Source organism: Pedobacter miscanthi, from assembly GCF_003315595.1.
Lineage (GTDB): Bacteria > Bacteroidota > Bacteroidia > Sphingobacteriales > Sphingobacteriaceae > Pedobacter > Pedobacter miscanthi.
This window is the reverse complement of the sequence record NZ_QNQU01000010.1, coordinates 137,134-159,128: the sequence shown is the minus strand read 5'-3', so window position 1 is coordinate 159,128 and position 21,995 is coordinate 137,134. Positions and strand designations below refer to the sequence as shown.

At 42.5% G+C, this 21,995-nt stretch carries 24 protein-coding genes; 15 read left to right on the top strand and 9 right to left on the bottom strand.

Going from position 1 to position 21,995, the window contains the following annotated elements; all coding sequences use genetic code 11:
* Window positions 1-63 precede the first annotated feature (63 nt).
* On the top strand, window positions 64-516 hold the full coding sequence (locus tag DRW42_RS13430) for a carboxymuconolactone decarboxylase family protein (protein WP_113949333.1): 453 nt from the start codon (window positions 64-66) through the stop codon (window positions 514-516).
* 19 nt (window positions 517-535) lie between these two features.
* Window positions 536-874 carry a YciI family protein gene (locus DRW42_RS13425; RefSeq protein ID WP_113949408.1) on the top strand — a complete coding sequence of 113 codons (339 nt, stop codon included), beginning with the start codon at window positions 536-538 and terminating at the stop codon, window positions 872-874.
* Between the two features lie 51 nt (window positions 875-925).
* Here DRW42_RS13425 and DRW42_RS13420 read toward each other — a convergent pair whose 3' ends face one another.
* The 4 genes from DRW42_RS13420 to DRW42_RS13400 form a co-directional block, all read right to left on the bottom strand.
* The gene (locus tag DRW42_RS13420; protein WP_113949332.1) at window positions 926-2,224 is read right to left on the bottom strand and encodes a 4Fe-4S dicluster domain-containing protein; all 1,299 of its coding nucleotides are present in this window, start codon (window positions 2,222-2,224) and stop codon (window positions 926-928) included.
* A gap of 27 nt (window positions 2,225-2,251) precedes the next feature.
* Complete coding sequence (locus DRW42_RS13415; RefSeq protein WP_113949331.1) at window positions 2,252-3,247, bottom strand: L-histidine N(alpha)-methyltransferase; 996 nt, start codon at window positions 3,245-3,247, stop codon at window positions 2,252-2,254.
* A gap of 2 nt (window positions 3,248-3,249) precedes the next feature.
* On the bottom strand, window positions 3,250-4,329 hold the full coding sequence (locus DRW42_RS13410; protein ID WP_113949330.1) for a sensor histidine kinase: 1,080 nt from the start codon (window positions 4,327-4,329) through the stop codon (window positions 3,250-3,252).
* Window positions 4,330-4,924: 595 nt separating this feature from the next.
* Window positions 4,925-5,398 (bottom strand): GNAT family N-acetyltransferase, encoded by a 474-nt coding sequence (locus DRW42_RS13400; protein ID WP_113949328.1) that lies wholly within the window; start codon window positions 5,396-5,398, stop codon window positions 4,925-4,927.
* Between the two features lie 517 nt (window positions 5,399-5,915).
* On the opposite strand from DRW42_RS13400, the gene DRW42_RS28785 reads away from it, so the two are divergent.
* From DRW42_RS28785 to ligD (DRW42_RS13350), 10 genes are all read left to right on the top strand, one after another.
* Window positions 5,916-6,086 carry a hypothetical protein gene (locus DRW42_RS28785; RefSeq protein ID WP_158544344.1) on the top strand — a complete coding sequence of 57 codons (171 nt, stop codon included), beginning with the start codon at window positions 5,916-5,918 and terminating at the stop codon, window positions 6,084-6,086.
* A gap of 58 nt (window positions 6,087-6,144) precedes the next feature.
* Window positions 6,145-6,495, top strand: a complete 351-nt coding sequence (locus tag DRW42_RS13395) for a YciI family protein (RefSeq protein WP_113949327.1) — start codon at window positions 6,145-6,147, stop codon at window positions 6,493-6,495.
* Window positions 6,496-6,682: 187 nt separating this feature from the next.
* Window positions 6,683-7,021 carry a YciI family protein gene (locus tag DRW42_RS13390; protein WP_113949326.1) on the top strand — a complete coding sequence of 113 codons (339 nt, stop codon included), beginning with the start codon at window positions 6,683-6,685 and terminating at the stop codon, window positions 7,019-7,021.
* A 51-nt stretch (window positions 7,022-7,072) separates the two neighbouring features.
* Window positions 7,073-7,408: a YciI family protein gene (locus DRW42_RS13385; RefSeq protein WP_113949325.1), complete on the top strand. Its 336-nt coding sequence runs from the start codon at window positions 7,073-7,075 to the stop codon at window positions 7,406-7,408.
* 79 nt (window positions 7,409-7,487) lie between these two features.
* Window positions 7,488-8,495: a bestrophin family protein gene (locus DRW42_RS13380; RefSeq protein ID WP_113949324.1), complete on the top strand. Its 1,008-nt coding sequence runs from the start codon at window positions 7,488-7,490 to the stop codon at window positions 8,493-8,495.
* A 138-nt stretch (window positions 8,496-8,633) separates the two neighbouring features.
* Window positions 8,634-9,449 carry a GlxA family transcriptional regulator gene (locus DRW42_RS13375; protein WP_113949323.1) on the top strand — a complete coding sequence of 272 codons (816 nt, stop codon included), beginning with the start codon at window positions 8,634-8,636 and terminating at the stop codon, window positions 9,447-9,449.
* 28 nt (window positions 9,450-9,477) lie between these two features.
* Window positions 9,478-9,618 carry a hypothetical protein gene (locus DRW42_RS29495; RefSeq protein WP_425273472.1) on the top strand — a complete coding sequence of 47 codons (141 nt, stop codon included), beginning with the start codon at window positions 9,478-9,480 and terminating at the stop codon, window positions 9,616-9,618.
* Window positions 9,619-9,940: 322 nt separating this feature from the next.
* Window positions 9,941-14,086, top strand: a complete 4,146-nt coding sequence (locus DRW42_RS29080; protein ID WP_208643558.1) for a sigma-54-dependent Fis family transcriptional regulator — start codon at window positions 9,941-9,943, stop codon at window positions 14,084-14,086.
* Window position 14,087: 1 nt separating this feature from the next.
* Window positions 14,088-15,128, top strand: a complete 1,041-nt coding sequence (gene ligD, locus DRW42_RS13355) for a non-homologous end-joining DNA ligase (RefSeq protein ID WP_158544343.1) — start codon at window positions 14,088-14,090, stop codon at window positions 15,126-15,128.
* A 30-nt stretch (window positions 15,129-15,158) separates the two neighbouring features.
* Window positions 15,159-16,100: a non-homologous end-joining DNA ligase gene (gene ligD, locus DRW42_RS13350; RefSeq protein WP_113949319.1), complete on the top strand. Its 942-nt coding sequence runs from the start codon at window positions 15,159-15,161 to the stop codon at window positions 16,098-16,100.
* A gap of 64 nt (window positions 16,101-16,164) precedes the next feature.
* On the opposite strand, the gene DRW42_RS13345 is transcribed toward ligD (DRW42_RS13350), so the two are convergent.
* On the bottom strand, window positions 16,165-16,644 hold the full coding sequence (locus DRW42_RS13345; protein WP_113949318.1) for a Dps family protein: 480 nt from the start codon (window positions 16,642-16,644) through the stop codon (window positions 16,165-16,167).
* Between the two features lie 172 nt (window positions 16,645-16,816).
* Here DRW42_RS13345 and DRW42_RS13340 point away from each other — a divergent pair, with 172 nt between their 5' ends.
* Window positions 16,817-17,194: an ArsC/Spx/MgsR family protein gene (locus DRW42_RS13340; RefSeq protein WP_158544342.1), complete on the top strand. Its 378-nt coding sequence runs from the start codon at window positions 16,817-16,819 to the stop codon at window positions 17,192-17,194.
* Window positions 17,195-17,204: 10 nt separating this feature from the next.
* Window positions 17,205-17,894 (top strand): DsbA family oxidoreductase, encoded by a 690-nt coding sequence (locus tag DRW42_RS13335; protein WP_113949316.1) that lies wholly within the window; start codon window positions 17,205-17,207, stop codon window positions 17,892-17,894.
* Window positions 17,895-17,956: 62 nt separating this feature from the next.
* Here DRW42_RS13335 and DRW42_RS13330 read toward each other — a convergent pair whose 3' ends face one another.
* A complete protein-coding gene (locus DRW42_RS13330) occupies window positions 17,957-18,418 on the bottom strand; it encodes a DoxX family protein (RefSeq protein WP_147243742.1) in 462 nt (153 codons plus the stop codon).
* Window positions 18,419-18,531: 113 nt separating this feature from the next.
* On the opposite strand from DRW42_RS13330, the gene DRW42_RS13325 reads away from it, so the two are divergent.
* On the top strand, window positions 18,532-19,776 hold the full coding sequence (locus DRW42_RS13325) for an RNA polymerase sigma factor (RefSeq protein WP_244215273.1): 1,245 nt from the start codon (window positions 18,532-18,534) through the stop codon (window positions 19,774-19,776).
* A gap of 13 nt (window positions 19,777-19,789) precedes the next feature.
* Here DRW42_RS13325 and DRW42_RS13320 read toward each other — a convergent pair whose 3' ends face one another.
* The 3 genes from DRW42_RS13320 to DRW42_RS13310 form a co-directional block, all read right to left on the bottom strand.
* A complete protein-coding gene (locus tag DRW42_RS13320; protein WP_113949314.1) occupies window positions 19,790-20,269 on the bottom strand; it encodes an RrF2 family transcriptional regulator in 480 nt (159 codons plus the stop codon).
* Between the two features lie 116 nt (window positions 20,270-20,385).
* Entirely contained in the window at window positions 20,386-21,237 is an 852-nt protein-coding gene (locus DRW42_RS13315) for an SDR family oxidoreductase (protein WP_113949313.1), read from the bottom strand.
* A gap of 146 nt (window positions 21,238-21,383) precedes the next feature.
* Complete coding sequence (locus DRW42_RS13310; protein WP_244215272.1) at window positions 21,384-21,974, bottom strand: sigma-70 family RNA polymerase sigma factor; 591 nt, start codon at window positions 21,972-21,974, stop codon at window positions 21,384-21,386.
* Window positions 21,975-21,995: the final 21 nt, after the last annotated feature.

Sequence of the window (21,995 nt, the reverse complement as noted above, 5' to 3'; positions counted from 1 at the left end):
TGTCCAGAAACGGAATGCACGATTGTCATCAGTTTATATATCACAAAAATTAATTAAATTACAATGGAAAAAAGATTAAATGTTTTCGCAAAAGGATCAAATGCTATCAAACCTTTATTTGAAATCGGTGGGTTTCTAAACAAATCATCATTAGGGCATAACCTACTTGAACTGGTGTTTTTCAGGGTTTCACAAATCAATGGCTGTGCTTATTGCCTGGATATGCACTCAAAGGAACTTAGGGCGGCAGGTGAAGACGAGCAACGCCTGTATGGTTTGAGTGCCTGGAAGGAGGCACCATATTATACCACAAAGGAAACTGCCGCCTTAGCATGGGCAGAGGCAGTGACTGCCTGCCATGTTCCTGACGAAGTTTATCAGCAGGCATTGGGCGAGTTTTCAGAAGAAGAACTTATAGCCTTGACAATGGCGGTGACCACTATCAATACCTGGAATAGATTGAACATTGCTTTTCCAAATACTCCTGGAACCTACAAGGTGGGAATGTTTGGATAGTAAAATACAAAAAAATAACATGGACGAATTTTTATTAATCTTCCGCCGGGCTTTCATGAGCCCCGCGGATCAACCCTCGCCAGATGAGCTTCAGGCCTCAATCAAAAAATGGCAGGACTGGTTCGGTAGCATTGCTGCCCAGGATAGGCTCGTTAGGCCTCTGCAGCGATGGGATCTTGAGGGTAGGGTAATTGACAAGGACAGAAAAGTAACCAATGGGCCCTTCGCTGAAATTAAGGAGTCTATTGGGGGACTAATCCTGATCAGAGCTGAGGACTATCAGCAGGCGCTAAAAATCGCTGAGGGCTGTCCGATCCTTGATCTTGGCGGCACCGTTGAAGTCCGTCAGGCAGTCTGATGGCATGGTGATCCAGAGCGGGACCAGTTAAATGTCTCCAGCCCTGGATTATTAATTTTCTTCATCCATCCAGTTCAACCGGTCAGACTGTGCATATTTCCATGGCGCCTGATTGTTCTCGATGTTGGTCATAATCGTATTCAATGCCGGGGGAGCACTGGATTCTTCCATCACAGCGTACCTGCGCAATTCAACGATAATAGATAATGGGTCAATATTTACAGGACATTCCTGAACACAGGCATTACAGCTCGTACAGGCCCAGATTTCTTCTCTGGAGATGTAACCATCTAATAAAGGCCTTGACGATTCTGCATTCTTTTCCCCCCTTTGCAGCGATGATCCGAGTTCATCCAGACGGTCTCTGGTATCCATCATTACTTTTCTGGGTGAAAGCAGTTTGCCTGTTATATTCGCCGGACATACGCTGGTACAGCGTCCGCATTCAGTACAGGTATAAGCGTTGAGGAGCTGTACCCAGCTCAAATCCGTTACATCTTTTGCCCCAAATTTAGATTCGGGCATTTCTACGGGCATATAAGTGGGTATAAGCATTGATTTAACCTCATTGGTAACTGAGGCCATATTTCCCATATCACCCATTGGTTCCAATTTGGAGAAGTAGGTATTGGGGAAAGCGAAAAAAATATGCATGTGTTTGGAGTAGGGCAGGTAGTTTAAAAATATAAGGATGCCGATAATATGAAACCACCAACATCCCCGCTCAATTAATATCAGTACATGCTCTGCACAAGGAAGCATGTCAGAGATGAACTGGCTAATCAGGAAAAATCCTTCAGGTCTGTAGCCGGCCGAGCCCAATAGTTGTAGCTTGTAGTCCGCGGCATTCATGATCAAAAAAGCGTTCATTAATGAAATCTCGGCAATGAGGATCATTTTGGCATCCGTTTTTGGCCAGAGTTTCATTTCAACACCCGAAAAACGCCTGATTTTGAGCATACTCCTACGCACCAGAAAAATCAGGCAGCATAACAGAACCGCTATGGCGAAAACTTCGAAACCCGCAATGAGTATATTGTAGGGGAGGCCCAGAAAGCCAAATATCCTGTGCGTGCCCATCAGTCCATCCACTATAATTTCTAAAACCTCAATGTTGACGATTATAAAGCCCAGGTAAACGATAAGGTGTAATGCCGCCGGGATTGGATGGATGGCCATTTTGGATTGGCCCAGGGCAACTCTGCTCATCAAGGCCAGCCTTTTCCACGGCTGATCGAATCTGTTTAGTTTTTTTCCCAGCTGGATATTTCTGATCAACTGACGTAATTTCAGGCCAAAAATCCAAAAGGCTGAAAGTAACAATAGGGCGAAAATGGTTCTGGATATCATATCGATAGCGTATAGTACTGTTAAAATTTATACCGCCACCCAGATGGCATCGGTAAACCAACTTCTGCTGTCATGGAATTTCCTTTCTGGGATAAAGCCCGATATTTCAGCCAGTTCATCAATTTCACCGGCATTATATTTCTGGGAGATTTCCATATAAATTGCTTCATGCTTTTTAAAACCAATTTCCAGGCCTTCTATATTTACAATTTGGTCATCCATGCTGATCAAATAACTTCTGCAGGCTCCAGTTATGGGATCGTAACTTGGAAAATGTGTGAAAGAACCGATCTGAAAATCTGCGCCAAGTTCCCTGTTGATCCGTTTTAATAAATTCAGGTTGAAAGCTTTTGTCAATCCTCCCTTATCATTATAGGCAGCAAGAATTTCTTTAGGTTCTTTTTTTAGATCCATTCCAAGGATAAGCTGATCTCCGGGTGCCAAGATCCTCCTAAGCCTACGGCAGAAATCAATGGCATCTACCGGGGACATATTCCCTAAATTTGAGCCCATAAAAAGGATAACCTTTTTATTGCCGGAATGCGCTGATAACTTTTCAAGCATGTCAAAATAATCTCCGTTTAGACCTTGAACATTTATTCCAGGGATAGCCTGTGGGAGGTTTTTCTCGATAAAAGTGATGACGTTTGTCGATATATCTATTGGCAGATAGGTGAATTTTACCTGATCCTGGGTAAGTTGTTTGAGCAGGTAGATGGACTTTGAGCAGTCACCGGGCCCAAGCTCGATCAGGTCAATAGCAGCACTACTTTTGGTAATTTGTGCTACAATCTCAGGGGCATGTTGTTGAAATATTTCCAGTTCACACCGATAAGGGTAGTATTCCTCACAGTTCATGATATATTGGAAGAGGTTATCGCCAAGCTCATCGTAAAAATATTTCGAGGATAGAAATTTTGGTGAGGCTGATAAGCCCCTGATCACCTCATCAAGAAAATCTGACTGAATTTTTGCTGTAGATACTGTTGTACTGGCGCTGTTATGTACACTGATGTTATTCATTTTTAAATATGTTCTTGTGTCGCTTCAGGTAAACTAAAGAAAAATATCGAGCCACCACTTCTTGAGCGCTGGACCCATACCCGGCCACGATGGGCATGGATAACCTCCCTGACAAGGTATAAGCCCAGGCCCATGCTCGAGCGATCCCCGGATCCTGGGTCTGACTGGTAGAACCGCTCAAATATTTTCTTCTCTTCCCCACTGTTTATACCTATGCCCTCATCTGATATTCCTACTTCGATTCCCGAGATTGTAAAATTGGTCAATACCGTAATCCTGGAATCTTTGGGTGAGAATTTTATGGCATTGTTCAAGTAATTGATTAATACCTGTCCAATTTGGGATTTATCTCCATAAACGATGTGCCTTTGGGAGGATGGCCATAGGAATTCGAATCCATTATGGAGCATCCGGAAATCTTCAAGGGTGGAGGCGATGAGTTCTCCTATGTCGAAATAGGAGAAGCCATAAGTTTTCTTCGCTTTTCCATTATCAAGATATCGCTCAAGCAGCATGGTAATGGCTTCAACATTTTTTACTATCACACTTGCCAATGTAGCGGGCGTGTAACTTTTGTTTGAAATAGCCGCTTTTGCAAATAGCTGGGCATTAAGCTTAATGACAGCTAAGGGGTTTCTGATCTCGTGGTTCAGCACCTCTATTATCGACTTTTCGTTGTTGACCTCATTGGTAATATCTTCTACAATACCTGAACTGCCATGGAAGGTTTTGCCCACTCCACCCTGTACGCCAATGGTTAACTTCAACCATTTCCAAACACCCATTCCTAGCATGATCCTGATTTTCAGGGGTTCATTAACCTGGGGTTGATTCCACAGTTTCCTAAGCCACTTTTTAAAAGCAGCCAGGTTAGTATTGTCAAGATATTTAAAAATACTCCGAAGACGCAAGGTTGATTTGAAAGGAAGCAGAAGGATTTTTTTTAAATTAGGGCATATTAAAAGTCCATCGTATGAAGAGGCCATGCTCCAATAGCCTCGTGGATGTGGTAGACTCTCACTATGGGCGACAAGGGCTAGCGGTTTGTCTTCCCAATCGGTATTGTAAAAAAGATGATGCATATTTTTGTTGGTTTATGAACATGATAACATGTCCGCTTTTATTGTTAGAAAGCTGTATGGATTTTAGATGAGAGTAGAAGACCCCTTTCTCCTGTGGAAGTTTCAACGGTATGCAGGTACATGTAGGCTTTACTAGGGTGGTGGAGGCACTGATCGACTAACTTCACCTCTGCCTCCCCGTGCACCACTGGCAGATTGCTCTGACCCGATATGAGTTCATGGTCACCCCTTTCAAAAAAATCTGCATCATAACCTTTACTATGTAACTCCATAACCCGGTTGGCAATGCTACCGTTGAATTTTGATGTTGGTTTAAAAAACTTATTTATCATCGCTTGTGATATTTAATTCTTGGATTGCCAGCAGTCATTTTTAAGCTAACTCAATCTACCGGCGGGATTTCTTCAATCATTTACTACTATCTATTGATATTCTTTATGTAAAATTTATGCCATGTGTATAATTTGCTGATTTATATTGTTTTATGTGTTTTTTTATGGCGTTTGAATTCGCGACATTTCGCATTCTTGTATGATACTCGTTTTATTTAGCGAATAGATAAGAAATGGAAACCTTATTTTCAGCCCCATAATTCTTAAAGCAACTTAATAAGCTCATCATTCGTTATACCGGGTGCTGTGGACACCTGTTTTTCAAAACCTAACATGCTGAAATCTCCCAGCATTCCCTTTCCCAGTAACAGATGTGTAATTCCATGCGCTAAAGCTATCTTTTCGATGTGATCCAGCAATAGTTTCTGGTAATAGCTAACCCGTTCCCCGGGTTCAGTAAACATCCTGTGTACTTTGAGCCCCCTGGTGTGGATCCCGGTTGAAGCATAGGAAGCAAAAGCGATGGTAATGTTTTCCTGCTTGATCAGCAGGTATTTTAAATGGTTGTTCATGATTTCCAGACGAATTTTAGTCTGAGAATGTAACAGGCGAAAAAGCCGGTGTTGCTCTTCGAGTCCTGCATCAGTTTTTAAAGTACCTGCATTCCAGGTATGCTCCATGATGTTGTATATATCTTCAACATCATTTAAGGTCGCATTTTTTAGGATGTAACTCATTTTATTTTCGTTTACTTATCTCTTCCTAAATCATGCCTTGTTTTTAAATGTCTGATATACAGTGTTTTGTTTATTTTTACAGAAACGATATCTCGCGTAAGTAAGTTGCTTAACGCGAAATTCAACGGACTTTTTTCAGGGGGCTACCAGTTTATAAACCCCGGCATGATGAAATCAGCAGAAAAAAAGGGGTTCAATATCCGTGTTTATCGCTAACATGAAAAGTTGTGGCGGGAGAAAAATATGGGCCAAACTTTAAACACTCATTTGCTTTGCCGCTGGTACGCTGGTAGCGAAATCTGGTATTTTTTACGCCGTATTTCAAGAGCGAAAACGCGCAGTAGCGAAATATAGCCACCTGAATGAACCTGGCTTAATTTTAATTTTCTGATTAGCAGTTGTTTATGGTGATGGCACACGGCTTGCCTATCCTGAAATATGCTGGGAAGTTAGCTGTATTTCAACCTACTGACCAATAGCTGCATAAGTCTAATGTTAAACTTAAAATTTACAAAAAATGAAAAATCCAAATTCAATCAACGACAATGAGGAAAACACAAATGATGATTTTGCCAGTCCATCACATATGGGTATCCATGAGCATGATTTAAGCGGTGGCGGTGAATTTCTGAACGATGGAATGAGAATGCATGAACAGCCCCTGTCCATTGGGGAGATCAACGACTGAAAGACCAGAAACTATTTATAATCATGTATTAGAGTAGGAACAAAAAAACAAGTCAATTATGAATGAATTCTTATTAATCTTCCGACGTGATTACCAGACTTCAAGCCGTCAACCTCCACTTGAGCAACTTGAGGATCATCTTGCCAGGTGGCAGAGCTGGTTTTCTGAGCTCGCCTCATCTGATAAACTGGCCAGACAGCTTCAGCGGTGGGATGGGCAGGGTAGAATAATTACAAAAGATAGGATAGTCAGTCCGGGCCCCTATGTAGAATTAAAAGAGTCGGTTGGTGGCCTATTGATTATCAAAGCAGATGACTATGCTGAGGCAGTAGAGATTGCCCGTGCTTGCCCAATCTTTGAGCTTGGTGGAAACGTTGAAATCAGGATGGGAGGACTGAACAGGATTTAAGTACCTCATCCGAGCCTGATTTTCCAGTCAATGGCATCAGCAGCGGCTCTACTAAACTACGACTTTCGGCTTTGTCTGGAAGCGGCCTTGCAGATTAGGGCAGGCCGTATAAATGATCTGTGACGTTTAAACCTAAAACATCCACATATAACAAATTTGATAACCTATTAATTTAAAACTTAAAACAATGAGTGAATTCGTATTAATATTCAGAAGAGATTACAAAACTCCATCCGCACAACCCTCACCAGAGCAGATGCAGGAGCACCTTGGGCATTGGCAGAACTGGTTCGGCAAACTCAAAGATGAAGACAGGCTAACCCGTCCGGTTCAGAGAATCGATCAGCAGGGAAGAATTTCCGGACAGTATAACAGTGTGCAAACTGGTCCGTATACCGAGGCTACAGACTCAATCGGTGGACTGGTTTTTATCCAGGCCCAGGATTACGATGAGGCAGTAGCACTTGCAAAAACTTGTCCGATCCTGGAACTTAACGGTAGCGTTGAAATCAGAATGGGACTATAATTCCGTAAAAAAATAACTATTAATTATTTACTTAACATTAACATTAAAATCATGACCGAGTTCGTACTGATATTCAGAAGAGATTACAAAACCAAGGAGATCCAACCTACGCCAGAGCAGATGCAGGAACACCTTAAACACTGGGCCGAATGGTTCGGAAACCTGGCAAGTAATGATTTGTTGGCAAGACCTGTTCAGCGTCTTGATGCAGAGGGAAGAATTGTAACAAAAGATGCTGTGGCCAATGGGCCGTATATTGAGGTCAAGGAATCCATTGGGGGACTTGTCATCATAAAGGCTAATGATTATGACGAAGCGGTAGAAATCGCAGAGAGTTGCCCGGTTCTTGAATTGGGAGGCAATGTTGAAATCAGAATGGGTGTTTAACTAACCATCTGAAAATCTAAAATGCCTTTGACTTAAAACCCAAAGGCATTTTTTTATCCGTAAAAATTAAAAAGAAATAATGTATATAGGAAAATCATACCGATTATCGGAATTTTTGATCTGGACCAGAAAGAGCATTTACCGCCTTTTATTATTGGGGACCATTCCGGTGATTCTCTACGTGCTGTTTGATATTAAATGGATAGCCATCCCCTGGACGGTTGTGGCGCTCTTAGGAACTGCGACAGCATTCATTGTTGGTTTTAAAAATACCCAAACCTATGGACGCACAGCGGATGCCCAGCATGTATGGACCCATATTATCAATTCAAGCCGCTCATGGGCATTGATTGTACGTGATTTTCTGAATAATCCCGAAAAAACAAAATCACTTATCTACCGCCATTTTGCTTGGTTAACGATCCTGCGTTTCCAGCTGAGGGAATCGCGGGAGTGGGAGTCGACAAATAAAAGCCATAACGAAGAATACCAGAAATACTATACCATTCCCGAGCGTGAATCGGAAATAGAGGCTGAGTTAAAAAAATACCTCCCCCCATCAGAACTGGAATATATCCTGTCAAAAAAAAATCCTGCGGTACAGTTGCTTGGTCTACAGAGCAAAGCCGTTAGGGAACTCTTTCAAAGTGAAGAGATCGTACTCCTCCAGTTTACAGAAATCCAGAAAGCTGTCCGTGAATTTGTGAATTGCCAGGGGAGATGTGAAGAGATTAAAGACTCACCTTATCCCAGACAATATGCAATTATCAATACCTTTCTGGTCAAATTGTTCTGCTTTATGCTTCCTTTTGGTATGCTCAAAGAGCTTGATAAGTTGAATGAGTCGGTTGAGGGGCTGATGAAGGGTAACATGGTCTGGCTGGCTGTTCCCTTCAGTGTATTGATATCCTGGATGTATACCGCTCTGGGACAGGTGGGGGAGAGTACGGAAAATCCTTTTGAGGGAAGTGCCAATGATGTGCCCATTTCGCAGTTCTGTGAAATCATTGAAATTGATCTTCGGGAGATGCTGGATGAGAAAGATATTCCGGTACTTACCCCAGCTAAACATGATATTATCTTGTAAGCTCTAGATGGGGAATAGGCAAGCACTATAATTGATAAGCCATTACCGGATGTATTCAGTTTTACTGAGGAGGGAATGATAGCTTGATGAATTTTGTTAAATTCGGAAAATCGATAAATTGTATAAGATGAAATTCGTATGAGAACAAGATCTGTTGTGGTTATTGCCATGCCAAATGCTATGGCTTTGGATATCATATGTCCCTCGGATGTGTTCCACAATGCGAACCGTATGATGGCGATGGACAAAACTGCGAATGCAGTTTCCTATCAGGTTACAATTGTCTCGCCGACAAAGGACCTGAATGTGGTGACCAGCAGCGGACTTGTCATCAGGTGCGAAAAGACAATTTATGAAATTGAAAGTCGGATAGATACGCTTATCATCGGTGGTTTTTCAATGGACTATAATTGGAGTAGTCAGCCAGATCTTGTGGCCTGGCTAAAGGAGAACTATATGGGTATACGCCGCCTTTCGGCAGTATGCATTGGCGCATTTGTATTGGCCGAAGCGGGGCTTCTGGAAAGCAAAAGGGCGACAACACATTGGCTGAATGCAGAAGATCTAAAAAATAAATATAAAGGAATCCTGGTGAATACCGACCCAATTTTCGTAAAGGATCAGAATATCTACACCTCTGGCGGAGCAACCGCAGGAATAGATCTCTCTTTGGCCCTGGTGGAAGAAGATAACGGTCGGGAAATGGCTTTGAGAGTGGCTAAAGTGCTGGTGCTCTATTTAAAGCGGCCAGGCAACCAGTCCCAGTTCAGCGATATTCTGTTGCACCAGGAGGCAACTAAAAAGCCAATATATGATCTCCAGCAATGGATTAAGGATAATCTTCGGGAAGATCTGAGGGTGAAAACACTTGCAGAACGTGTCTTCATGAGCGAACGTAATTTTGCCCGGGTATTTTATGCTGAAATCGGTATGACCCCCTGCCAAATATATTGAAAAGCTCAGGCTGGAATGTGCTAAGCGTTTGTTGGAGGATTCTGGGGAATCCCTTGAGCTCATCTCCAGGCAGTGCGGATTTAGTGGTGTGGACAATATGAGGAAAATCTTTCTTAGAAACTTTAAAACAACCCCTTTTGAGTACCGTAATTTGTTTGGTAGGATTTAGCTTATTAATGCGGGATTCTATTCGGTTGATTTCTGCCACCACATTGGCAGAAATTAACTGAAATTTGACTGATATGATGTCGGTTCAACCCTTACTTTTGAATAATCTATTAAGCATTCTACTGTCATCCCGTCTTTTCAAATAGATGCAGGTAAGCCCATCCTGGAAATAATTTTTATTTCCGTTCATTGGAAATCCGCTTCCATACGTATTAGTCTCGATGCCTGCGGATAAACCCAATGCTTTGGATGTGATGCTATTCATCCTTGGAGAGACAGTATTATGCATGGTAGCAAACAAACAAATGTAAAAACTTATAGTAATGATAAATCTTTCAGACAAATTCCTGAAGATGCAAACACACCTTAAGCCAGGTTTGCAATCTCTGTTAGAGGATTTCTCGACAAGGTTCGGGGCGGATTTTTTGATGTTTTCTCTCATGGATGAACCTGGTTCCCAGAACACTGGTAGCAGGATTTCCTTTTCCTCAAATGAATCGGTCTTTCCCGATCCACAGCTAATGGCAACGCTACAGGCTAAAATTATTGAACTTCGGGACCCTTTATTGGTGGATGCAGAGCAGCTGAAATCCTCGGGCGGGGATTATCGGTCGCTAATTGTAATTCCAGTTGAACTGCCCGATGGACCGCGCTGTTTCGTTTTGACCGCTTTCAGGGAGCCAATCGACCGTATACCGGAAACATTCGGTATTTATTCTGCCGAATTGGTCTACAGAATAAATGGTATTCTTTTTCACTCCGCCATTCAGCGCGAAGAAACCCGAAACAACTTTTTGCTTAGTTTTGCCAAAGGTTTAGGAGAGATAAGGGACTGTAAACAGCTTTTTTATTTACTTGATTCCTCACTGAAACCTTTTATCGGGTACACAGACTGCACAATATTCCTCCTTGATGGTGAGAATGGCCAAATGAACAGTATCTGTCCTGAAACAGATTCAAGACTTCCTGGCTTTCCTTTCAGGCAATCCATCAATGTCACCGCAGTTCCTTTTTATGGTATAATAGAAAACAACAACCATGCTGCAAATCAAAAGCAGTCATCTTTTACTTATAGGAAGATAACCGAAAATACGGAGATAGGTCCCTTTATCAAAGAGCATGCAGAAATCTCCGGTCGGACAGGGCATATATTCAACCTTTTTAGCAGACAGGAAGTCATCGGGAACTGTATTTTTCTTTTTGACGAGCACCGGGACATCATCGATGACTTTTCTCCGGTTATGCCAATAATCGTCAACCTGCTGACCAATGCAGTGATTAACATCACCGCTATAAAGAAAATTGAAACCACTAACCGCGAGCGTGACATCCTTCAGGCTATCAATACCGAAATAGCCTTCAATAAGGATAAATTCACCCTGCTAAAGTCCATAAATCCAAAGTTAAGGCTGCTGATGGACTACTCTCACCATTTCGTAAAAGCGATTGATGAGGGTCAGTTAACGGTTACCGGACTTTTGGGCGATTTGGACTCAAGGGCAAGATTTCATCCTGGATATGCCAAGATGGTCAGTGATAAATTCCTGATCAGCGATCAGGTATTCAAGGTTTTATTGTCCAACGATCCATTGATTTTTGATCTTGAAGAACTCGCAGCGCGCCAGGCCCTCCCAGAATATATGCGTATAAATCATGAAGTGGGTATCAAAAAAATGGCGATGCTCAGTCTTCGTGTTGGCTCTCAAATCATTGGAATCTGGGTAATCTGCCTGCTGGAAAACCAGGAACTGAATGCCTACCAGCTTGAACTGCTTAAAGGAATATCCCACCAGCTATCAGTTGCGGCTGAAAACATTAAGGCTGCAGATATTGTAATCAAGAAAAACCAGGAGCGTGAGTTCTTATCCAGAATAACGGCCGATATCACAGCTATAAGGGAGCGTAAGGATCTGGATAAACTTTTCAACCGGACCCTAAAAGCCAAACTCCTGTTTCAGGAAGCTGTTGTGATGATCAAAGGGGATAATGAAACCTATAACAAATTCATTTACACCCCTGAAATGTTTGGCTCGGATCCAGGTCATAACGTCGATTATTCCGGAGAACGCTTTTCTTTGAATGATCAGGTTTTCTGCCGGCTGATGAAAGATGGTGGAGTGATCGTTTACGATATGCAGCAGCTCACCCAGGATTTGCAAATACCTGATTATATTACAAAGGAATACAATGCCGGAGTACGTACTAAAGTAGGTGTGAAACTGGTTAGGGACAAACAAGACATCGGTGCTGTATTCTTCAACTTCAATAGTTATCATGTAGTAGAAGAAACCGAACTCTACACCAATCTCTCTTACCATCTCTCCACTGCAATATCTAATGTACTACAGAATGAGGAGGTTATAAAAAGGGAAATCGAGCGTGAATTGCTATTTTCACTAAGCACTGAAATTGCCTCCATCAGGAATCCAAATCAGCTCATCAGGATCGTTACCGAGAAGTTAAAGACCTTTCTTGGTTTTAGTTATCTCGCTATAGGAACGATAAGCGAAACTGGTGAACTTTTTGATGTTATGCGGTTCGATCCGGAATCTATATGTAGAAAACATCCGGAATACAAGGATCTGATGAAAATGGTATTTCCGGTAAATGATGGTGTAATCAATAAAATATTGATGTCTCCTGCTCCATTAAGTTTTGATCTGGCAGAAATAGCTTCAAAGCATGAACTTACACCATATTTAAGAATTAGTAGGGAAAGCGGGGTGAAGCAGGTCATCGGTATGAGGTTTTTCAAAGACCTCAATCCCCATGGGTGTATGGTGCTATTCTTTGAGAATGAAATGCAGTTAACTAGTGGAAAGATCAGTCTGATTAGTGGAATAGCTAATCAAATTTCAATTGCAGTTGCTAACATATTTGCCAACCAGGAGCTTCAGAAAAGGGTGGATGACGATGAAAGATTACATCTGTTTCAGGCGGAGCTCCGCCCGGTTAGGGATTTTGCTTCACTTACCAAAGTGCTCAAAGGACAACTTTCAGAGCTATTTGGTATCCAGGATTTCAGCATATCAGCAATTAGTGAGGATTGCCTGAGCTATGATGAGCTGCTTCATTTTCACCAGGATAAAGATCTTACGCAATGGGCTCCATCAAAGGTTATGGCCGATGCCCGTGCTATAGAAGGTAGTCAGTTCGAGGTAATTCTCAATAGTGATGATATTGTCTTTTTTGATCCAGTGGAGCTGGGAAACAAAAAACAGTTTTTGGAATTCCTGGATTTTTCTAAGGAACAGGGCCTTTCTGGTATTATCGGTTCAATTATAAAACTTGGACAGCAACCAATCGGGTTCATCGTTTTCCCCTACGCAGGACCTACAGAAATCCATAGGCAACGAAAACTTTTTGAAAGCGTAACCGCGCAGATTGCGATCATTGTTTCAAATATCCTGTCTCATCAAAAGATCGAAAAGCAATTGCAGGAAATCCAGGCATACAAACAACAATTGGAGGAGGAGAAAATTTATTTGACAGAAGAAATAGAGACCATTCATAATTATACTGAAATAATAGGGGGAAGCACTGCTTTGAAAGATACTTTTAAACTTGTCTCACAGGTATCAGGCTCTGACAGTACGGTACTTATTTTAGGGGAAACAGGCACTGGAAAAGAACTTATCGCAAGGGCAATCCATAACAACTCACCCCGAAAAAATAAGATCATGGTTAAGGTGAACTGCGCGGCCCTACCCGCAAATTTAATTGAAAGTGAGCTGTTCGGACATGAGAAAGGCAGCTTCACGGGTGCGACAGAGCGTAGGCTGGGCAAATTTGAGCTGGCCAATAACGGAACACTGTTTCTGGACGAAATCGGGGAGATGCCGATAGATTTGCAGGGTAAACTCCTCAGAGCTTTGCAGGAACGTGAGATTGAACGAGTGGGAGGTAAGGAAACCATTAAGATTGATGTGCGTATCATTGCCGCCACCAACCGTGATTTAGAGAAGGAAATTGCTGAGGGACGCTTCAGGAACGATCTCTACTACAGGCTCAATATATTCCCGATATCGCTTCCACCTTTGAGAGAGCGCAAGCAGGATATAGAGCAGCTGGCGCTTCACTTTATTAAGCAATTTAATAAGAATTGTGGGAAGAATATTAACTCTATCAGTAGCAGGGCAGTGCAGGAGCTTATGGATTATGAATGGCCGGGTAATATACGCGAACTTGAACACCTTATAGAACGTAGTGTTTTACTCACCAACGGCCCGGTGCTAAAACAGGTACTTTTGCCTCCTGCAGAAGAGCAGTTGGTTTTGAAGGCCAAAATTGAAGATTTTACCCTCAAAACCATCGATGAAAACGAGAAGGATTATATCTTGAAAGTACTTAAGCATTGTAAGGGAAGAATTGCCGGAAATGGCGGGGCGGCACATATTCTTGGCGTACCGCCGACAACGCTTAACTCTAAAATTAAAAGGCTCGGAATCAAACGCGAGCATACCATGTAATATGTCAGAAGAACAAAATACCAAGATAGGGGGGCTGAAATCAGGAAACAGCCAGGCTGCCCTGGCCCAGCATTTCAGTCCCATGCTGGCTACCCTGACTGATAAACCTTTTGATAGCCTGCAATGGCAGTATGAGATAAAGTGGGATGGCTTTAGGGCATTGACCGCGATTGATAATGGGCAGGTTGATATTATTTCCCGCAATGAAAAATCCTACAATGCCCGTTTTTTTCCACTTTTGGAAACTATGAAGCATTGGTCAATAAGGGCTGTGATTGATGGCGAAATTGTAATTGAAAAGCCTGACGGTTCATCTGATTTTGCCTCCTTGCAAAGCTGGCACAGTCCGCAGGATGGAAAACTTGTTTATCATGTTTTTGATATTCTTGATCACAATGGTCAAGACCTGACCATGCTTCCCCTCTCCAAAAGGCTTGAGGTACTTTCTTCCATTTTACCTGAAGATCCCAACGTGAGGATTAGCCAGGTCTTGGGTGTTTCGGGAATTGAGGCTTTCCAGTTTGCTAGAACAAACGGCCTGGAAGGGATTATAGCCAAAAAGAAAGACAGCCGGTATTATTCAGGAAAAAGATCCAGAGAATGGTTGAAAATAAAGGTGAAAAAAAGGCAGGAGGTTGTCATCTGTGGATATACCATCAAAAATGACAGTCCGCGTCCCTTTAGTGCCTTGCTGTTGGGTATTTACTTTGATTCCTCATTGATGTATATCGGTAAGGTAGGTACCGGGTTTGATGAAAAACTCGAATCAACGCTTTTGGCGCTTTTCGAGCCACTTAAAACTGAGCATGCGATGTTTAAAGTACCTGAAAACACGGGCTCAGAAAGGGTGGACCAATTACAAAGCCATGACCAGAAGGTGATTTTCCTGCAGCCTGAACTGGTCTGCGAGATCGAATTTGCAGAAATTACCCGTGATGGTTTCTTTAGGCACCCTTCATTTAAAGGGCTGCGGGTTGATAAAATTGCTTCCACTGTTACCAGGGAACTCGAAATTCCTCTTGCGGGACTGTTGAAAGCATGAAATAATAAAGTCAAAATTTGCAATAAAATTATGGTAAAGGCTCTTTTTATACAAAAAAATCTGGATCACCAGCTCATTGATATCAATAATCATCAGCTTGATTTTATGCATTTGAGCAAAGTTTATTGGCCAGGGGAAAATATTACCAAGGGGGACATGCTTGAGTATTACTACCAGATTGCTGATTTTATACTTCCATATCTCAAGGGACGTCCCCAATCCCTGAACCGTTTTCCGGACGGCATCCAGGGAATGAGTTTTTATCAGAAAGATGTGGCTGGCAAAGCGCCAGACTGGATCAGCAATTTTGCCTACACTACCCATGAAGGACTCATTCGTAGCTATATTTTGGGAGATGGTATTGAAACACTGCTTTACATGGCATCTCTGGGCTGTATAGAGATAAATCCCTGGTTTAGTTCAGCCACCAGCCCGGACTTTCCGGATTACTGCGTAATTGACCTCGATCCGGATGCTAATAATTCATTCGCTCAGGTAATCCATGTTGCTTTGATTGCAAAGGAAATTCTTGATGAACTCTCCATCCAGGGATATTGCAAAACCTCGGGTTCTACCGGGATCCATATCTATATTCCACTTGGCGCAAAATATACCTATGAGCAAAGCAAAGCTTTTATCAAGATGGTTTTAGATCAGGTTCACGTGCGGCTTCCAGAATTCACCTCAATGGAAAGGAACCTGAAAAAGCGTGAAGGAAAATTGTATCTCGACTATCTTCAGAATCATGCTTCTGCTACTGTTGCCAGTCCATACTCGCTCAGGCCCAAGCCCGGCGCACCGGTTTCCACCCCTTTGGACTGGAAGGAGTTAAGGCCGGGGCTTTCGATGTATGACTTTAATATAAAAACGATTTTTGAAAGGCTCAACCGTGTAGGCGACCTTTTTTCTGGGGTGTTGGGACCTGGTATTGATCTGGAAAAAGCTATGGTTTTGGGGAATCGTATATTCTGATTTTTCTGCATGGGGGCTTTAGTCGGGCTGGATCCCTAAAGGATTCGGCCCATTAAAGTGAAGACTATGCATGTTGCAAGTGGGCCCTGAGCATCCACGCCATTGTTTCATGTTTTTCCAATAGCCCTGTGATGTAATCACCAGTACCGGCATCCTTCAATAGACCATTAAACTTGTTAACGTTTTCCCTGAGGTGAACTGAAATACTCTCATGATCAGCAAGCAAAATTTTGATAAAACCCTCGCTATTATTTTTTTCTCTGTCCTCCTCGCTCAAATGGGTGAGCTGGAGAAATTGCTTAAGTGTTGCAGGTGCAAAATGGCCAAGTTTTCGGATTCGCTCGGCAACCTGGTCAATGATTTCTTCCAGCGCTGTATACTGCACTTCGAAGAATTTATGCATGTTGTAAAAATCCGGGCCTTCGATGTTCCAGTGCGCCTTTCGGGTTTTGGTATAGAGCAGATATTCATCTGCAAGAATTCTGCTCAGTGAATGTGCGACCTCTGTGAGGTGCTGTGGGCTAATGCCAGTGTTAGTATTCATAAACTATAAGTTAAATCAATATGTAAACAAGCGTGGTAATTTAATCCGATTGCTGTTCGATGCAAATTAGCCTGATTTTGACCGGTTATACTGGTCCAGTTGCTTTGCTTTAAATGGACCACAGGGATTGATGTTTCAAACGCTAAATTCGATCATTGAAATAAAGAAAAATATGAAAGTATTCGGAATGACTACCTGTGTTCGGACGCAGAAAGCCCTTGAGTGGTTCAGGCACCATGAGGTGGCATTTGTTTTCCATGATATCAGGAAATGGGGGCTTAGCGAGCACCAGATACGCGATTGGGACTGCAAGGTTGGGTACAGACAATTTTTGAATACCCATATACAGACCTGGAAAAATCTCTATCCAAAGGAAAGAGCAATGACTGAACACAAAGAATTTGCGCTTTCGCTCATGCACCAGAAGCTGGCATTGATCAAAAGACCGGTAATTGAATCCAATGAGGTGCTTATGTTTGGTTTTGATGAGCAGCGTTATACAGCGCAATTTTTGAAAGAAGAATCACATAATCTTAATCCATCAATCTAAAAAGAAATTTATGAAAATAGAAATTTGGTCCGACGTTGCATGTCCTTACTGTTATGTGGCGAGCGTGAGACTCGCCAGGGCACTCGAGCGCTTTAAACATAAAGAATCAATTGAGATATTAATAAGAAGTTTTGAGCTCGAACCAGGTATATCAAAGGATTCAGGAGAAACCCAGCATCAGGCGGTGATGAGAAAGTACCGGCAAACTGCATCCGGAGCCCAGCAGACTTTGGACATGGCAGCTTCTGCTGCAAGGGAAAGCGGGATAGTGATCAACTGGGATCAGGTGGTTACTACCAATTCATTCGATGCCCATCGCCTCATTCATTTTGCTGGCAGGTTTGGTAAAACACAAGAGATGAAAAAGCGGCTTTTTGAGGCCTATTTCACCGATGGTATCAACATCTCAGAACCAGAGTCACTTATTGCCCTGGGCACAGAACTTGGCCTGGATTGCCGGGCAGTAATAGAAGATAATATATTTTCTGAGGCTATCCGGAGTGATGAGCAGGAGGCGATCCGACTCGGGATTACATCTGTACCCTTTATGCTTGTTGAGCGAAAATTCGCAGTAAGGGGTGCGCGTATGGAGGACGAATTTCTGGACTTGCTGGAAGAATTTTATCAGGAGGCAATACGGTGTGAGATCATTGAAAAACCACAGGAACCTGGATGCGGGGATGGTTCCTGTTCGGTATAAAGCTTACGCAAAACCATACTCATGCGATATTTTTAAATCTTGCATGAGTACGGTCATTCTAGTTATATATAAGTGTTAGGTCTTTTTGTTTTTCTTAGTGCATCCAGGCTCCACCTGTAAAATGGGATCAATGCAAGAATGTAGGATGCTGAACTAAATACCAGTACCGAATAATTGAATGGCGCCCTGAAGCCAACAAATAAAATCATGCTCAGTGAGAAGATCAGCGTGAGTATCATGCTACCATATGCAGCTAGACGAATCTGAAATCCAGCAATAAAAGCCAGTGCGAAGACGGCCTCGGCAAGTGTTGCAAGTCCGGCGAAAATACCTGCCGCTCCTTTACCAAAATAAGGCATCAGGGTATTGGCATAGCCGACAAAATTTTCCCAGTTACCCCATATATTGCCGTTTACACCTGGTCCCCCAAATATCCCTAGCCGGTCCATAACTGGTAAGAGATAGCCTATACCCATGGACATTCTTAGAAAGAGCTGTGCCCTATCATAAATATTATTGTTCATATCTTTTTTTTTCGAATTTACCCATCACGCCGGAAGAATGATGGACCAGGGTGTAAAATGAATAGGGACCAGATTACTTGAGATAATTGTTTTTGTATCTTTACTGTTGATAGATGATGGACAATCAAAATAAGCTACTTCCCCAGTTATTCCGAAATGAGTTTAGGAAGATCGTATCTGTACTGACTTTCCGTTTTGGGATCGTTCATATTCAGGCAGCAGAAGATATCGTGAGCGACACTTTCCTCTCGGCCAGTGAGAGCTGGAGCATTCAGGGAACGCCAGAAAACCCGGTAGCCTGGTTATATTCCGTAGCCAAAAATAAAGCCCGTAATTACCTCAGCCGAAATTCCGTTTTTGAAAATAAGGTTACCCCAGCTTATCAGCTTGGCTTGTCCGGGCACCTGGAAGCAGAAATTGATTTGTCTGAAGAGAATATCAATGATAGCCAACTTGCCATGATCTTTGCCGTTTGCAACCCCGAAATCTCTGAGCAATCCCAGGTTTCCCTTGCACTGAACATCTTGTGCGGTTTTGGGATTCAGGAGATTGCGGATGCTTTTTTGACCAATAAGGAGGTTATCTACAAAAGATTAAAACGTGGAAAGGAAAAACTTAAGGAAATAAATCTGGAGGTTCGCTATCCCTCAAAGCCGGAAATCAAACAACGGATTGATGGGGTGTTAACAACGATTTATTTGCTCTTTTCCGAAGGGTACTATTCTAATTCCCAGAATAATGTCCTTCGAATGGAACTTTGCAGGGAAGCCATGCGACTGAACCATCTCCTGATAGACAGCCCGCTGACCAATCTGCCACAAGCGAATGCACTGCTTTCACTGATGTGCTTTCATTCATCCAGGTTTGAAGCCAGAACAGGCAGTGATGGTGAATTTATACTATACGCAGATCAGGACGAAACACGCTGGAATCAGAAACTCATCCATCAGGGGAGTTATTTTCTGGAGCAGGCTGCGACGGGCAACGATTTATCTCATTTTCACCTGGAGGCCGCAATTGCCTATTGGCATACCAAAAAAGAGGATAGTACCGAGAAATGGGAAAACATTCTTCAGCTCTATAATAGCTTGCTCATTGAAAATTATTCACCAATGGCTGCATTGAACAGAACGTATGCGCTCTTTAAGACTTCAGGAAAAGCGGCTGCAATTCTCGAGGCGGAGAAGCTAACGCTTCATGAAAATCATTTTTACTTCCTGCTCCTGGGCGACTTATATACAGGTGTCAACAATGTTAAGGCTGTTGAAAATTTAGAAATAGCCTTCCGTATGACCCTGAGCGATAGTGAACAAAAAATGATATCCAAAAAACTCACCTTATTGAGGGGTATGAACTAGAGAGCACCTGTGTTTATTTGGATTTTTTTTTATTGTTGAATGGTAAGTCATCTTCTGCTTTTCTTAAAGCGAGGATACCTCCAATGAGCTCGTCGTTAAATTCACCAACTGTGATCCGGCTAAGCATTGAAGTTAATGTTGATCTGATTTCTTTAAACTCATTATGCAGCGGACATGGATTGAGTTCGGAACATTGCTTCAGTCCGAGTCCGCAACCCACAAATAAACTGTCTCCATCGATTGCTTTCACAATCTCAATTATGGGCTGGTTGAGCATTTCTCCGGTAATGAAGAAACCTCCGTTTGGCCCCTTGGCAGAACTGATCAGTCCCCTTCTACTTAGATCCTGCAAAATCTTTCCTAAATAGAGCTCAGGGGAATCAATTCCAGCAGCGATATCACGGATACCTACACGTGTGCCCACAGAAGTTTTCTGCGCGATAAAAAATACAGCACGGATAGCATATTCGCAGGTTTTGGAAAAGATAGCCATATTAGAAACAAATATAGACAACAATAAAAGATATAATTGTCTTCTTCGCGAAATTTATTAGCCAGGGACATCATTCTGGATAAGCTCCGTAAAATCAACGGAGCTTATTTTAGGATTTAAGAGAAATATTGTGCGTTGAGTTTCCTTTTCAATGGTTCGGTAAGCTTATTGTATTCAGCATCCAGCCCCTGGGCTATCGGGTCCACGGTTGTTCTTATTGGGCGGGTTCCTTTCTTCATCTCAATTAAGGCAAGGGCAGCGTCTGCAATATCTGAAGGTTGAGGTTGATATTTCTGCAGCGCCCCGCCAAGCTTTACACCATAGCCGCTCATAATTATTGCTGTATCCTCGCCATATTTTCCTTCAATTTCCGCCTTGTCTGCATCAACTCCCTGCTTACTGTACATCTCAGTCAGGAATGGCCCTGGCTCGATCATTACCGTTTCAATACCGTGAACAATCAGTTCAGTATACCCACCCTCTGTTGCCGCCTCAATAGCGAATTTAGATGCATTGTATGGAATCTGAAAGGGAGGGGAGATGCGGCCTGCATAACTTGAAATATTAATGATCAGGCCATCTTTGGCTTTTCTCATTGAAGGTAGCAATTCGTTATAAACCCTTAAAACACCATAGAGATTCACGTCCATAAATTTGTGGAATTGCTCGATACTATAGCCTTCTAGCAGTCCAGAGCCTTGTATGCCGGCATTATTGATCACAACATCCACTTTTTTAAATCTTTCAAGGACTTCTGCTACCGCAGTCTTAACAGATTCACTATCTGAAACGTCCATGTCCAAAACCGTCACATTTTCCAGTTTGGAAAGATCTTGTGCAGGCTCTATATTTTTTCCGGTTACGTCCCGCATGGTTGCGACAACCTGGTGCCCAGACCTGGCGATTTTTTCTGCCATCTGGTATCCAAAACCAGAACTGGTTCCTGTTATGAGAATTACTTTTTCCATAATTTTTTTTCGTTAATTGCCGGACCGGTTGGACCAGCGGTTATAAAATAATTAGAATATGACACGAATGTCCAGGCCCATTAGATGATCAACTTTTTATTTTAATCTTGCAGCAGAATGAAATATGCGGCAACAGTTTTTTGATTCTAGCAGCGTTCACTAACAGCACTGTAGTCGGCCAGCTGTTTTTTAAGTAGCCGGCGGGCCTCAAATATCCGCGTTTTTATTGTCCCGATAGGTGCATTGGATTCCAAAGCAATTTCATAATACTTGTATCCTTCAATATAGCGTATAAACGGTTTGCAGAGGTATTCAGGAAGTTTGGAGAGCGCATGCCTGATATCTTTCATGACTAACCGATTATCGCAACCGTTCACAGTGCTGCTCATCATAAGCTGGCTGTAGTTAAGGGACTCGCTTTGTGTAATTATCGCATTTATGGCAACATTACGCTTGAATCCGTTGATAAAAGTATTGCGCATGATGGTAAACAACCATGCTCTTATGTTTGTGCCATCCTCGTACCTGGCGTAAAATCTAATGGCCTTGAGCATCGTGTCCTGTACAAGATCTTTCGCACTGTCCAGATCATTGGTAAACTTTAGGGCAAATTCCTGTAGGGCAGGAATTTGCTGGGTCAGGTTGTCTATTTTTGGGTTCTGCACCATATTCGTTTTTTTTGTTTGATAAATAATAGGATCCACATTTATCAAAGCACATTCATAGATCATGCCCATTGTTTAAGTTGTTGACCTTAA